A 12,938-nucleotide genomic window follows, 5' to 3' on the forward strand; every position below is an offset into this window, starting at 1 on the left:
TTATCCTTAAATGGCTCGTAGGATTTCTTGTAAAATACTGTGGTACTTCTGAACAAACTTGTTCATCGCTTCAACGGTCGAGTTGTATTGCGAGCTGATATCGTTTAGCTCTGTCGTTTTGATTTGAACTTCGTCGTTGAGCAGTTTGGATTTGTCGCTGACCGAACTGGAAAAGTTGGACAGTTTCTTGGTTTTTTCTTCGTCTTTAAAACTCGCGCCGTCAGCTACCGTTACACCCTGCTTTTTTAGAAAATCCGTGTGTGTAGTAATGCCATTGTCGGTGAGGTATTTATACTCAGGCGAGTTCTGAAAATCGGTAACAGAGTTGTAGTTGAAGTCGCTCGCACTAAAAGCATTGTCATCCGGTTTGTAAGTACCATCGACACTCTGCGTAGAGTGAATTTTCGACTGAACAACACCAAAGATTTTTAGTTGCACGGTTAAATCTTGCAGTGCTTCCTTTTGCTCGTTACGTTTTTCCAAGCGATTTACGCGACGCTCGTTTAATGCAAACAGCACTTGTTCATCAAAACGGTCACCAATACTGGACTCAACGACAGCCAACAAATCGCGAGCCGTCAAAGAGTGCTCTGCGCGAACCTCAAGATCCTTTTTCTCTTGCTCGGTGATGTTGAGTAGACGATCTTTCAACGCACCTAAGTTCTTGCGTAATGTTTCGTAACGTTCGATAAACGAGGCGCCTGTCGACTCACCCTTCAGCATTTTTTCAAACTGGAAACGGATGTCTCGTTCCGTATTGTTTTTTATCAGCTCAACCTGATCCGCAGAGATTTGCGTTTTTTGGATATCGACAATCGCTTTATCGTTGTAAAAAGCATCGATTTCGGTGTGAATCAGACTTACAGCAAAATTCGCAAACAAGCTTGAAAGCGTCAAAGAATCCGAGCTTTTGATGATGGCATCTAACGCTTTTCGTAAATTTTCAGTCCCAGCGGTTTCACCGTAAGCCGCAGTAAACTGACCTTTCACTTGCGTCGCCATTTCGCTTAACGCTTCGCTAAGCTGCTGTTTAGAAATGCCTGGCGTCCACGTAATTCTTTTCGCTAATTGGTCCGCGTCATCTTTAGTTAAAGTGATACCAATCTGGTTAAAAGCGTTCTGCAATTGCGTCGAGACGTTCGTAACAAAATTCGCTTCGGTTAGCAGAAAATCAGATGCTTGGAGCTGTGCCAGATTCATCGATGGCAAATGAGCAAAAGCATTACGAAGGAACGAAGATGCACTCTCACGAACCACGCTAGAACTCATTTGACGCGCCAAATCATCAACAAATGAGGCAATATCCCCAGTCGCTGATTTCAGCTCTTCAGCGCTTAACTTTGCAATCTGCTGCGCTTGCGTGCTTTCGGTTCCAAGCTGAAATTGACTCACAAACTGAGTCGGCAATGACGAATCCACTTTGTCCGTAAGCTGGTCGGCAAACCAAGTTTGGAACTGACTTGCCAATGCATTGTTCATCTGCGTCGCAAGTTCGGCGGCGTCCACTTCACCGTTTGAACTCGCGCGTTGTAGCGACTTCATCCAAATAGATGCGCTTTCGCTGAGCGCAGCACCCGAAAATGCGCTGTTTTTCTCTTTCAATTGAGTCAGCGTATCGACGTAAAGTGCGATGCTCTGTTCGTCTGTTTGACCTTTAATAGTTGGCAAATGCGCGATCAGTGAAGCAAGCTGCTGAGTTTCCGCATCACCTAAAATTGGGGTCAATTGCTCCGTTAGGCTTTGTCCAAACGTTGGCAGTGGCGTACTGCTTGCGGCGGCGGTTGCCGCTTCGGTAGCTGAGCCCGTTGTTGTCATATCCGTCATATCCAAACCTCTAGATCACCATACCGCGCATCATGGTTGGTCGCTTTCGTCTTTTACCCTGCACGCCTTGCAACTGATGCTGTTGCTGCCTGCGGCGCTGAACTTCTTCGATGAGTTCTTGCTCGGCGTGTTGCATTAACTTCGGCGAGGCGTTTAAACCGCCAAGCAGAACTTCTCCTGCTACGGGGCCAACACCGAGTCCTTCTAATAGCTCACTAAAAATGTCATTTCTTTCATCCGCATTTCGAATCGCTAACTCTGCATTTTCAATAGCTTGGGTAAAGGGTTGCTTCATATTGATTCCTATCTTAAAGCGTGTCTTCTCATTGGCGCTGTCAGTAACAGTCGAGAGTTTTTACATTTTTCTCTTTTTCAGAGGGCGATAGTCTGCAAGCCGCAAAAAAAACCAGTCGGCTTGTTGATCGTGGCTAGCGCCACAGGCGCGTAAGTAGAATTGAGCCAGGCGTTGGCTACTCATGTTGCTACCACGCAACACATCAACGTTACCGCGGATAACCCAATCAGAAGGAAAAAGAGGGATGGCGTGCTCAGCCAAAAGAAATAGGCAAGAAAAGGGGTTACTCAACCCCAAATTCGGACTCACACGTTTGAGGAGTACAATAATGATCTCCCCTTGTTCGACACGAAATACCAGCTCCATGCCATCAACTTCCATGCGATAACCAAGTTGAATCGCACTTTTTTGCCAAAAGTACGGCGTCACTTCGATCCCCGTTTGTTCCAACGATTGTACAAGTGCGGCGTTCATTACATCCCTACCCGTCCAAGTGGCTGAATGTTGATCTGCTGAGTGAGTTCTTGAAACGACAGAACGGGCAAATCGTAATATTCGGATTCAATCAGCTTTCTGACATAACGACGCACATCCATAGAAACCACCAGAACAGGCTTGTTCGGCATACGGCTTAAATCGCCTACGGTCTGTTTTACGTCGCTAACAAATTGCTGCGTAACCGAAGGATCAAGCGCTAAGTAGCTGCCCGCCGAGGTTTGTCGAATACCGCTGCGAATGGTGTCTTCGAGGCTCTGATCGAGAAGATACGCCGGCAACATGTTCTGACCGCTCGCGTACTTGTAACAGATGTAACGCTTTAAGCTTGAACGAATGTATTCCGTCAACTGAACAACATCCTTTTCCTTTTGTCCCCATTCGACCATGGCCTCCAAAATGACACGAAGGTTACGAATCGAAATGTCCTCAGACACCAAACGTTGCAAAATCTCCGTCATTTTTTGTAGCGGGACGATGCGCTGCGCCTCTTTCACCAATTCAGAATAACTGCCTTCCATTTGTTCAAGTAGGTAGCGAGTTTCTTGAATCCCAATGAAGTCTTGCGCGTACTCTTTCAATACGTGTGATAGATGGAACGTCAAAATGCGGTCTGGTGTAAGGAAGCCGACATGGCTCGCAGTTAACTTCTCTTGATAGCTTTGTGCGACCCAAAGACTCGAGACTCCCGGGAGGAAGTCGTCATCTTGCTCAAAAGGCACACCAAGCAATTCAATCTGGTCGCTTCCTTCTGTGACCAGCAATTTGTCTTTCTCAATACGACCACGTGCAACGGGCACTTCTTGCAACTGAATCAAGTATTCGCCGTTTTTCATCCCGTCGTTAAAACGCAAGTGAATTCCAGGAAACGGTACGCCAAGATCGAGATACAACGCGCGTCTTACTCTGGCGAGTTCGTCGTTCAGTGCGACGGCTTCTAGGCTTTCTTGTAAGCTTGAATCCAGATCGATAAGCAGTGGCACTGTCATCGCGAACTCTTCTTGCTCGCCCAATTTGCCTTTGCTACCACGAGACGGCGTTGGTTTATTGGGTTTTGCGGCAGGAGAACCCGCTCCCTGCGCGACAAAGCTCGGCAGATCGCTGCTTTCAGACTCGGTTTGCTTTTTCTGTTGATAGAAGAGGTAAAAACCGCCGCCACCGACCACCAAAGCCAGCACTAGGAATGTAATTTTCGGAAAGCCAGGGATAAGAGCGAACAAGATCAGCAGCACGCCACCAATCAACAGTGCACGAGGCTGAGCCGTGACTTGCCCACCAATGTCGGAGCCCAAGTCGGCCGAGTCTTCGTGGGAAACACGCGTAACGATAATACCAGCGGTGATCGCGATAAATAGCGCAGGAATTTGCGATACCAAGCCATCGCCTACGGTCAAAATCGCAAACAGCTCAAGCGCCTCTGACGCGCTCATGCCTTTTTGCGTAACGCCAATGGTGACGCCACCCAAGATGTTCACGATGATGATCACCAAGCCCGCAATGGAGTCGCCTTTTACGAACTTCATTGCACCGTCCATCGAGCCGTACATTTGGCTCTCTTTCTCGATCAGAGAACGGCGATGACGCGCCTCGTGAACATCGATAACTCCAGCGCGCATGTCACCGTCGATACTCATCTGTTTGCCCGGCATGGCGTCAAGAGAGAATCGAGCACTAACTTCAGCAACACGCTCCGAACCTTTGGTGATCACCATAAACTGTACAATAGTGATGATCAGGAAGACCACGATACCAACGACAAGGTTGCCGCCAACGACGAAGTTACCAAAGGTGTAAACGATTTGACCCGCATCGCCTTGAAGTAGGATCAAGCGTGTCGTGGTGATAGACAGCGACAAACGAAATAGCGTCGTGATCAACAATACTGCCGGAAACGCCGAGAACTCCAGTGGCGTAGTGATGTAAATCGCCAACATCAGCAGCACGACAGCAATACTCATGTTTGCGCCGATCAGCACATCTACTAGTGCAGTTGGCAAAGGCAAAATCATCATAAAGACGATCGCCAGCAACATCACTGCGAGCATGATGTCTTTGCGTTGCCCTACCTTGTTTAGAATATCGATCAACTTATTCATGAGATTCACTATGTAAAGATTGCAGGTAGCGTCGATGCGCTTGGCGTGCGCCCTCGACGTCATTTTGTTTCCAGCGTGCTTGGCTCAAGCAAAACCAAATTCCCGCCGCTTGCACAGACTGCGATTGCGACTTCAGTAAGCCTTCACATACCGCAACAGCACGGGTGTAACGGCCAGTTTGCAAACACGCGACCGCGAGCGTGTGTAACGCATCTTCGCGTTCTGGTTCGAGTTCTAAAACGGCATCCAGTATCGCGATGGCTTGATCGGGTTGTTGGTATTGAACTTGAAGCGCAGCGTGAACCAGCAGCAGCTCAATATCTTTGGTGCTTAGCATGTGGGTTAAACCTGAATAAGAAGATTGAGCGCCATGGTGAGGTAACGCTGGTCCAGTTGTGTGCTTTGTAGCGTTTCGGCGGCTTTAGCAAGGTTCGCTGAGCCTGATTCCTGTGCGAGTTGCTGAACACGAGCTAAAGTATTGTCGAATTGCTGACGGTACTTTTCTGGACGAAGCAGTTCACAATGGTTCAGTTTTGGCTTCGCTAACGCCAACAAATATTGATCGGACGGTCTTAGGTCATACAGTTTTTCCAAATGAGTCGCGACGGCTTGCCCATCCGGCAATAACTGAAATCGTTTGGGGAAATCCGTGTCGACTTCACCATGGGAAACGTGAGTAAAGGCTTCAATGCCGACATTTAACGTACTAACTCGGGTCATCAACTTGCCACTTCATCGTGAAGACGCACTAAAAGCGCGAACGCTTGTTCGAGTGTCGGCAGCGTCACTTCATCGCCTTCAATTTTTGCGGAAAACACCAAGGTTTCGTCGTCGAGCAAACCGGTTTTCATTTCAAATGGCCAACCCTGTTCGGCATGGCACAAACGCAACGCATGCTGAATACGCTCGCTCGACTGATGCCACGACAACGCACGCGCCAACATAAGGAAAAGTCGATCATGATGTTTTTCTATGTGCAATGTGCCGCTTTGCTCAAAGCTCAACTGCACACGTCCTGCGGCAGAAAAATCCACCGCATCTAAGCCCATTCCTCGGCAAAACTCATCGACTGATGCATCAATCCAACTCATCGTCCCACGCTTCCTCTTCTTCTAAATCAATGGCTTCGTCTAGCGCCTTTTGTGCGGCTTGTATTAGGTTTTGTCTCTGTTCGTCGTCAGCAAATACATCAACGGGGATGTGTCGTATCAACTTGTGCAGCTCTCGAAAAAAATCGATTTTCTGTTCTATTGCCACCAACTCCATTGATGTTGCGATCTTCCAAATCTCTTCACTGCTGACCCAACGTTGCTCGACCAGAGCAATTACGTCAGCCATCAAATCAGAAGCCTGATAAGCCATGACTCATCCTTTCTGGTTTGAACATTTGAAATAGCCGCCCTACCTGATCTTGCAAGGTGTTTAACGTTTTGAGTTTTTGCATGTCGGACATCAGCAGTTGCAATTTGACGGAGTCAATGTTGCTGCCTTGAACGCTAAGGTCGGCGCTCATGCCTTGCAGCATGAAGTCCACCGCAGTAGAGACTTCTTGCTCACCAAAACGCTCGACAACATCCTGATATGCAGAGCCAAGCCCTTGATAGCTGTGCACCGTATCGCGGTAAAAGCCGCGCAATTGATGAAGAGAGCTGAACTCTTGCTCTTTGCTAAACTCATCAGCGAAATGAGAAACACGGATTTCGGTGTCGATTTGCGACCAAGAATCCGGGTTCTGCTCGATTTTCAAGATCGCTTGGTCAATCAGCGCCAATAAGTGTTTGCTTTCCGGATTGGCCGATAAGTATTTCTTCACCGCTTTTAGAGCTAAGTATTGGTGGCTTTTCTCTTCCGAAAACCCATTCAAATACGCTTGAAGCTGAGCGATGGTCGAAATGTTGCCACCCGCCATTTTGGCTGCGAGATCTTTGATTTTTTGGTTTTTCTCTAGATCAGGTACCTTTCTGAGGTAATCAGAAACCAGCTCATGCGCTTCGTTAACGCGAACGCCACCGTCTTTTATTTTGCGTTTGGTGAGATCTTTTTCTGCTTTTTCGGAGCCAAGTGATGTGAGCTCTTCCATCGCGTCAAAAAGCGATTGAGTGGCGTTGTGCACGCGCACGGTCTCACCTCGATAACTGCCTTTTACGGCACTGTCCGCACGAGACGAGTCCAATCCATTTCGGACCGATGCATCAAACTTGGTGTTGGTTGCTATCTGACTATTGATAATACTCATTCACTTGCACTCCTTTCGTACAATACAAGCGAATTATATGAAGTGCGTTTTTATCAGGCTGTCAAAATCAGACGTGTTTTTTTAGGGCGTTTTCAGTTTTCTAAAAACTCCCGACCAATATTCACTATAAATACCAACCCATCCTTTCTATTCTCCCAGCATCAATCATTGCGCATATTTTTTACATTGAACGATTTCTCATACATCACCGATATTCAGCAATCTGCGATCAAACAAACGCGTTTGATCCAAATTCGCGGACGCGTTACTCAAGTAACCGGCACCATCATCAAGGCTGTGGTGCCGGGCGTACGCGTTGGAGAGTTGTGTGAGCTGCGCAATCCCGATCAAACCTTATCGTTGTTGGCTGAAGTCGTCGGCTTTCAACAACATCACGCGCTGCTTACCCCACTTGGCAACATGTTTGGCATTTCATCCAATACCGAGGTGAGCCCGATGGGGAAAATGCACGAAGTCGGTGTCGGCGATCACTTGCTGGGAAAAATCCTCGACGGACTGGGCCGCCCTTTCGATGGTGCGCAAAGCCAAGAGCCAAGTGCTTGGTATCCCGTTTATCGTGATGCCCCGCCACCGATGCAGCGTAAATTGATCGAAAAACCAATTTCTCTTGGCGTTCGCTCCATAGATGGCTTGCTCACCTGCGGCGAAGGCCAACGTATGGGCATTTTCGCTGCGGCTGGCGGCGGTAAAAGTACCTTGCTTGCGAAGCTGATTCGCTCTGCGGACGTGGACGTAACCGTTCTTGCTCTGATTGGCGAACGTGGACGAGAAGTGCGAGAGTTCATCGAACACGACTTGGGCGAAGAAGGTATGGCGCGTTCAGTGCTGGTCGTTGCGACATCCGACAGACCAGCCATGGAGCGCGCAAAAGCAGCGTTCGTTGCGACTTCTATCGCCGAATATTTCCGAGACCAAGGCAAGCGCGTTTTGCTGCTGATGGACTCCGTCACGCGTTTTGCTCGTGCCCAACGTGAAATTGGCCTTGCCGCTGGCGAACCACCAACTCGACGTGGTTATCCGCCTTCTGTTTTTGCCGCACTGCCAAAACTAATGGAGCGTGCAGGCCAATCGGACAAAGGCTCTATCACTGCCCTTTACACCGTATTGGTCGAAGGTGACGACATGACCGAGCCTGTCGCAGATGAAACGCGCTCCATTCTGGATGGACACATTATCCTTTCGCGGAAATTGGCAGCGATGAACCACTACCCGGCCATCGATGTGCTCCGCTCTGCAAGTCGAGTGATGAACCAAATTGTCGAGCCGAATCATCAAGCATCTGCCGCGCATCTGCGTGAAATGTTGGCGAAATATGAAGAAGTCGAGCTGCTTATCAAAATCGGCGAGTACCAACATGGCGCTGACCCGCGTGCCGATCTGGCAATCGCGCAAAGTGACGATATTCGCGCCTTTTTACGTCAAGGTACCCATGAGCCAAGCGACCTTGAAGGTACTATCGCTCAACTGAAAGGCATCGCAGGTCAATGATCGAACGATTATTAGAAATTAAGAAAATTCGTGCAGACCGCGCCGATAAAGCCGTTCAACGCCAAGAATACCGAGTTGCCAACGTGGCGGCAGAGCTGCAAAAAGCAGAACGCTCGGTAGCGGACTATCACGTTTGGCGTCAGGAAGAGGAAGAACGCCGCTTCGCGAAAGCCAAACAGCAAACCGTGCTTCTTAAAGAGCTGGAAACGCTAAGACAAGAAATCGCCCTACTTAGAGAACGGGAAGCCGAGCTCAAGCAGCGCGTAGCAGAAATAAAAGTGACGTTAGAACAAGAGCGCACTCTGCTAAAACAAACACAACAAGAGGCCCTTCAAGCCCATAAAACCAAAGAAAAATTCGTTCAGTTGCAACAACAAGAAATCGCGGAACAATCGCGCCAACAACAGTACCAAGAAGAACTCGAGCAAGAAGAGTTTCGCACTGTCGATATTATCTAAAGGTTCATCATGCGCATTAAACCAAGTACGGATACCCCAAGTACGCAGCCTCATTCACCACAATCTCCAATGCCGATTGACGATCATGCCATGCTTCAATCGCGTTTTGAGCGTGCGCTCAAGGAAAACCCAGACCAAACCAAACCACAGCCAAATGAAACCAACAATCAAGCTGCGTTAGATGCTAAAAAACCGTTTACTGAAAATTACTCAGATCGCTCTCTTGCGTCATTGCATTCGACAAGTAGCAACCAACGTAAGACTGCTGAGAAATCTGCTTTTGTTCAAAGTGGTGACGCCGTCACAGAAAATATAAACAACGAATCAGATACGTCGTCACCTATCGCTCTGAACACCCAAGACAAAACGCCAAGCGATATGGACGCACACATGAAATCTGACATTCGAATTCCTACTACCGGTGATAAAAAACTACCAATGGAGCCTTCGAATAAGCGTGAGAAAAACGCTGACGAGCAAGACGCATTTGAACGCTTAGTCGAAGATCATGATGATTCTAAAACCGAACTTGCGACTGCTAAAACAGCAGAGTTACACGAGTCGACACAGTCGCCGAAAGATACTAAGCACATTCCTACTGCGGGAACGAAGCCGGACACAATTGAAACGGTATCCGACGCTTTAGCGTCAACATTAGCATCAACAACCGTTGCGTCTGCGGCTTCTGCGTCACTCGCCTCTCATCCTGTCACTTCAGCTGTGCACAAAACTGCAACTAAAACTGAAGTAAACAAGCATGAGGGTGACTCATCACTTGGCTTTAATTCGCGTAATTTGAAAACACCACTCCCGAATGATGAACATCCCAAAGCGAGCAAGGCTGAGCGCACATTGCTAGATAAAGCCATGCTGGATTCAGAAAAAAGCAATGACAAGCCGGCGCATCAACCAGTCACGACACCGATTACTCAAGGCGATGTGATTTTGAAAGGCATCTCGACTCCACAACCTACTCAACCAACTCGTGAAGTCAGCCAACTGATTCAGCAATTGGTGGATAAAGTGTACGTTGCCCTACCAACGGCATCGAATGAGAAAGAAGTACGATTGTTTCTAAGCGAGGGTCAACTCAAAGGTGGCGAAATCCACATCAAGTTAGATTCGCAAGGTTATAGCGTGACGATTCGACAAGAGCATGCGCTTTCCATCATCAATCAACAAGCGAGGCAAGATCTGGCAGAACGTTTAAACCGCATGGGCTTTGAACAGCCTTTGCGCGTCTCGATCAGCGAGCAGACGTCGCAACACGGTCACACACAGCAAGATCAACAACAATCACGCCAACAACGTAGCGTTTATGAAGAATGGCAACCCGAGGCGGATCAATGAAATTAACCATCCCAACAGTCGATGCCGAGAGCATTGCGCTGACCAATCAGCTCTGCGCTAAACAATGCCACTTTCAAGGACGTGACGAGCACAGCATCTCAATAACCGCATCGCAAAAACCGGAATTTTCTGGCTACCGCTTGACCACTCTGGTTGGTGGACAAACCATTCAAGTCGATTTTTGTTCCGCGCAACTGCAGCAATGGCTTCACTCAACTTTGAATGCGACAGCGTTTGAATCTCTCCCAAACTCGTTGCAGTTAGCTCTGCTCAGTACGCAGATTGAGCCTCATGCTGACGCGTTCAAACGCCTATTTGGTCAGTTACCGATCCTCAGCAAATTACAACCGCTGGAACAAAGCGAAACGCAGCGCAATACCTTAATGCTGACGCTAAACAAACCGAGCGCATCACTTTGTTTGTGGGTAAGTGAAGGTCAAAGCGTTTTAGTTGATGCGCTGCCGCCATGCTCGTCGCAACTGACTCAGCATATTGCCCTTCCTGTCTGGCTAAGCCTTGGCAAAACGCACCTGGACTTAAATCAATTCCATTCGTTAGAGCTTGGAGACGTGATCTTTTTTGACCAATGCTACATCGCCCAGCAACAAGCGATTGTTCAGGTATCCAATAAGAATCTGTGGCGTTGTCAACTTGAAGACAACACCCTCTACATCATTGAGAAAGAAACCAACATGAATGACGTAAACACATCCGAAACACTCACCGACCACCAGCAACTGCCTGTGGAACTCACGTTCGACATCGGCCACCAAACCGTCACGCTGGAACAACTCAACCAACTGCAACCTGGGTACGTTTTCGAGCTCAACCAACCGGTGTCCAAGCCCGTGACACTGCGCGCGAATGGTAAAATCATTGGTGAATGTGAACTGGTAAACGTCAACGATCATTTAGGTGTACGTGTGCTTGAATTATTCGGCGGCACTCAGGAGCCGGCATGATTCAGTTACCTGATGAGCTAAACCTCATTGTCAGCCTAGCGTTGCTGGCATTGATCCCGTTTATCGCCATGATGGCGACCTCATTTGTGAAACTCGCGGTCGTGTTTTCGCTGCTGCGAAATGCGCTTGGCGTACAACAGATTCCGCCGAATATGGCGCTGTATGGCTTGGCGATCATTTTGTCGATTTTCATCATGGCACCGGTTGGCTTTGAAACGTACGACTACGTAAAACAGCACGACATTTCTTTGGAAGACTCTGCCAGCGTTGAGGGCCTGATTGAAAGTGGTTTACAGCCGTATCGCGAGTTTTTGAAAAAGCACATCCGTGAAACCGAAGCGATATTTTTTACCGACGCAGCACGCACGCTGTGGCCACAAAAATACGTGGACCGTTTGGAATCCGACAGCTTATTGCTGTTGCTGCCTGCATTTACGGTCAGCGAGTTAACGCGGGCTTTTGAAATCGGCTTCCTACTCTACTTGCCGTTTATCGCTATCGATTTGATTGTTTCCAATATTCTGCTCGCAATGGGGATGATGATGGTGTCACCGATGACCATTTCTCTGCCCTTCAAGTTACTGCTTTTCGTTTTGCTTGATGGCTGGACAAAACTCACGCACGGCTTAGTGCTGAGTTACGGTTGATGAAGGAGAGAGAATGAATCCTGCAGAAATCATCCATTTCACAACGCAAGCACTCACTTTGGTTCTGTTCTTGTCGCTGCCGCCAATTTTAGTCGCAGCATTAGTCGGCACCTTAGTGTCGCTGATCCAAGCACTGACTCAGGTACAAGAGCAAACGTTAGGGTTTGTCGTGAAGCTCATTGCCGTGATCATCACCCTGTTCATCACAACGCAGTGGCTAGGTGCAGAACTGCACGCTTTTGCCTCACTCGCTCTGGATAAAATTCCACAAATACGATGAGTTACGACGATTTACACCAAGCTTTGTTTCTTTATAGCTTGACGCTGCCAAGGCTCATGGCGTGCTTTATCTTTCTGCCTATTTTGAGCAAACAGATGCTTGGCGGTGCAATGATCCGTAACGGCGTACTTTGCTCACTTGCGTTGTTTATTTTTCCCGTCGTAAACGAGCAAGCATTGCCCGCCGAAACTGACGGCCTTTGGTTGATTGTGATTCTAGGCAAAGAAGTCTTGCTGGGTATGCTGATTGGCTTTGTCGCAGCCATTCCTTTTTGGGCGATTGAAGCCACTGGCTTTTTGGTGGATAACCAACGCGGCGCGGCGATGGCGAGCATGTTCAACCCAACGCTGGGTTCTCAATCCACCCCAACGGCGGTATTACTCACCCAAACGTTGATCACCTTGTTCTTCTCGGGCGGTGGCTTTGTTGCATTTATCTACGCTCTGTTTAAAAGCTACACCACTTGGCCAATACTCGGCTTTTTTCCGATGGTCACGGACGCGTGGGTAAGCTTTTTCTATGATCAGTTTCAACAGTTAATGTGGCTTGGTGTCTTAATGTCGGCGCCACTTGTGCTCGCGATGTTCTTAGCCGAATTTGGCCTTGCGCTGATCAGCCGATTTGCGCCGCAACTCAACGTTTTCTTCTTGGCGATGCCCATCAAAAGTGCCATCGCAAGTGTGTTATTGATCGTCTATCTCGGATTAATGATGGATCACTTTGAAGCACTATTTTATGGCATCACTCGCTTTGGCGATCAGCTCAACACGATTTGGAAATAAAGGT

Annotated in this window: 16 protein-coding genes; 7 read left to right on the top strand and 9 right to left on the bottom strand. The window is 48.2% G+C overall.

Translation table 11 applies throughout. The annotated features are described in order from the left end of the window. Positions 1-6: 6 nt before the first annotated feature. The 9 genes from vcrV to vopN are packed head-to-tail and all read right to left on the bottom strand — an operon-like array spanning position 7 to position 6,946. The gene (gene vcrV / locus DYB02_RS09380) at positions 7-1,830 is read right to left on the bottom strand and encodes a type III secretion system needle tip protein VcrV (RefSeq protein ID WP_077345640.1); all 1,824 of its coding nucleotides are present in this window, start codon (positions 1,828-1,830) and stop codon (positions 7-9) included. Between the two features lie 4 nt (positions 1,831-1,834). Then, positions 1,835-2,119 carry an LcrG family type III secretion system chaperone VcrG gene (vcrG, locus tag DYB02_RS09385; RefSeq protein WP_005464408.1) on the bottom strand — a complete coding sequence of 95 codons (285 nt, stop codon included), beginning with the start codon at positions 2,117-2,119 and terminating at the stop codon, positions 1,835-1,837. Positions 2,120-2,179: 60 nt separating this feature from the next. Beyond that, a complete protein-coding gene (gene vcrR / locus DYB02_RS09390; RefSeq protein WP_029845686.1) occupies positions 2,180-2,593 on the bottom strand; it encodes an LcrR family type III secretion system chaperone VcrR in 414 nt (137 codons plus the stop codon). Continuing rightward, on the bottom strand, positions 2,593-4,719 hold the full coding sequence (gene vcrD, locus DYB02_RS09395; protein WP_074534441.1) for a SctV family type III secretion system export apparatus subunit VcrD: 2,127 nt from the start codon (positions 4,717-4,719) through the stop codon (positions 2,593-2,595). Before vcrD ends, vcrR begins: the two co-directional genes overlap by 1 nt. Then, positions 4,703-5,047 carry a type III secretion system chaperone VscY gene (gene vscY / locus DYB02_RS09400; RefSeq protein ID WP_005464454.1) on the bottom strand — a complete coding sequence of 115 codons (345 nt, stop codon included), beginning with the start codon at positions 5,045-5,047 and terminating at the stop codon, positions 4,703-4,705. Before vscY ends, vcrD begins: the two co-directional genes overlap by 17 nt. A 5-nt stretch (positions 5,048-5,052) precedes the next feature. Continuing rightward, positions 5,053-5,430, bottom strand: a complete 378-nt coding sequence (vscX, locus tag DYB02_RS09405) for a type III secretion system protein VscX (protein ID WP_005464441.1) — start codon at positions 5,428-5,430, stop codon at positions 5,053-5,055. Then, positions 5,430-5,801, bottom strand: a complete 372-nt coding sequence (gene sycN / locus DYB02_RS09410) for a type III secretion chaperone SycN (RefSeq protein ID WP_017448973.1) — start codon at positions 5,799-5,801, stop codon at positions 5,430-5,432. Before sycN ends, vscX begins: the two co-directional genes overlap by 1 nt. Then, on the bottom strand, positions 5,788-6,072 hold the full coding sequence (locus DYB02_RS09415) for a TyeA family type III secretion system gatekeeper subunit (protein ID WP_005464474.1): 285 nt from the start codon (positions 6,070-6,072) through the stop codon (positions 5,788-5,790). The genes sycN and DYB02_RS09415 overlap by 14 nt, the downstream gene beginning before the upstream one ends. Beyond that, complete coding sequence (gene vopN / locus DYB02_RS09420; RefSeq protein ID WP_029804584.1) at positions 6,053-6,946, bottom strand: SctW family type III secretion system gatekeeper subunit VopN; 894 nt, start codon at positions 6,944-6,946, stop codon at positions 6,053-6,055. The genes DYB02_RS09415 and vopN overlap by 20 nt, the downstream gene beginning before the upstream one ends. 186 nt (positions 6,947-7,132) lie before the next feature. On the opposite strand from vopN, the gene vscN reads away from it, so the two are divergent. From vscN to vscT, 7 genes are read left to right on the top strand one after another with little or no spacing between them, the layout of a single operon-like run. After that, positions 7,133-8,455, top strand: a complete 1,323-nt coding sequence (gene vscN, locus DYB02_RS09425) for a SctN family type III secretion system ATPase VscN (RefSeq protein ID WP_029804583.1) — start codon at positions 7,133-7,135, stop codon at positions 8,453-8,455. After that, positions 8,452-8,913: a type III secretion system central stalk protein VscO gene (gene vscO, locus DYB02_RS09430; protein ID WP_029804582.1), complete on the top strand. Its 462-nt coding sequence runs from the start codon at positions 8,452-8,454 to the stop codon at positions 8,911-8,913. The genes vscN and vscO overlap by 4 nt, the downstream gene beginning before the upstream one ends. Positions 8,914-8,922: 9 nt before the next feature. Further along, the gene (vscP, locus tag DYB02_RS09435; RefSeq protein ID WP_029853108.1) at positions 8,923-10,263 is read left to right on the top strand and encodes a type III secretion system needle length determinant VscP; all 1,341 of its coding nucleotides are present in this window, start codon (positions 8,923-8,925) and stop codon (positions 10,261-10,263) included. Then, a complete protein-coding gene (vscQ, locus tag DYB02_RS09440; RefSeq protein ID WP_011105899.1) occupies positions 10,239-11,225 on the top strand; it encodes a SctQ family type III secretion system cytoplasmic ring protein VscQ in 987 nt (328 codons plus the stop codon). The genes vscP and vscQ overlap by 25 nt, the downstream gene beginning before the upstream one ends. Continuing rightward, entirely contained in the window at positions 11,222-11,872 is a 651-nt protein-coding gene (vscR, locus tag DYB02_RS09445; protein WP_005377232.1) for a SctR family type III secretion system export apparatus subunit VscR, read from the top strand. The genes vscQ and vscR overlap by 4 nt, the downstream gene beginning before the upstream one ends. Positions 11,873-11,885: 13 nt before the next feature. Continuing rightward, positions 11,886-12,152: a SctS family type III secretion system export apparatus subunit VscS gene (vscS, locus tag DYB02_RS09450; protein ID WP_005464497.1), complete on the top strand. Its 267-nt coding sequence runs from the start codon at positions 11,886-11,888 to the stop codon at positions 12,150-12,152. Then, positions 12,149-12,934: a SctT family type III secretion system export apparatus subunit VscT gene (gene vscT, locus DYB02_RS09455; protein ID WP_005464642.1), complete on the top strand. Its 786-nt coding sequence runs from the start codon at positions 12,149-12,151 to the stop codon at positions 12,932-12,934. The genes vscS and vscT overlap by 4 nt, the downstream gene beginning before the upstream one ends. Positions 12,935-12,938 lie beyond the last annotated feature (4 nt).

This window comes from Vibrio parahaemolyticus (assembly GCF_900460535.1).
Taxonomy (GTDB): Bacteria; Pseudomonadota; Gammaproteobacteria; order Enterobacterales; family Vibrionaceae; genus Vibrio; species Vibrio parahaemolyticus.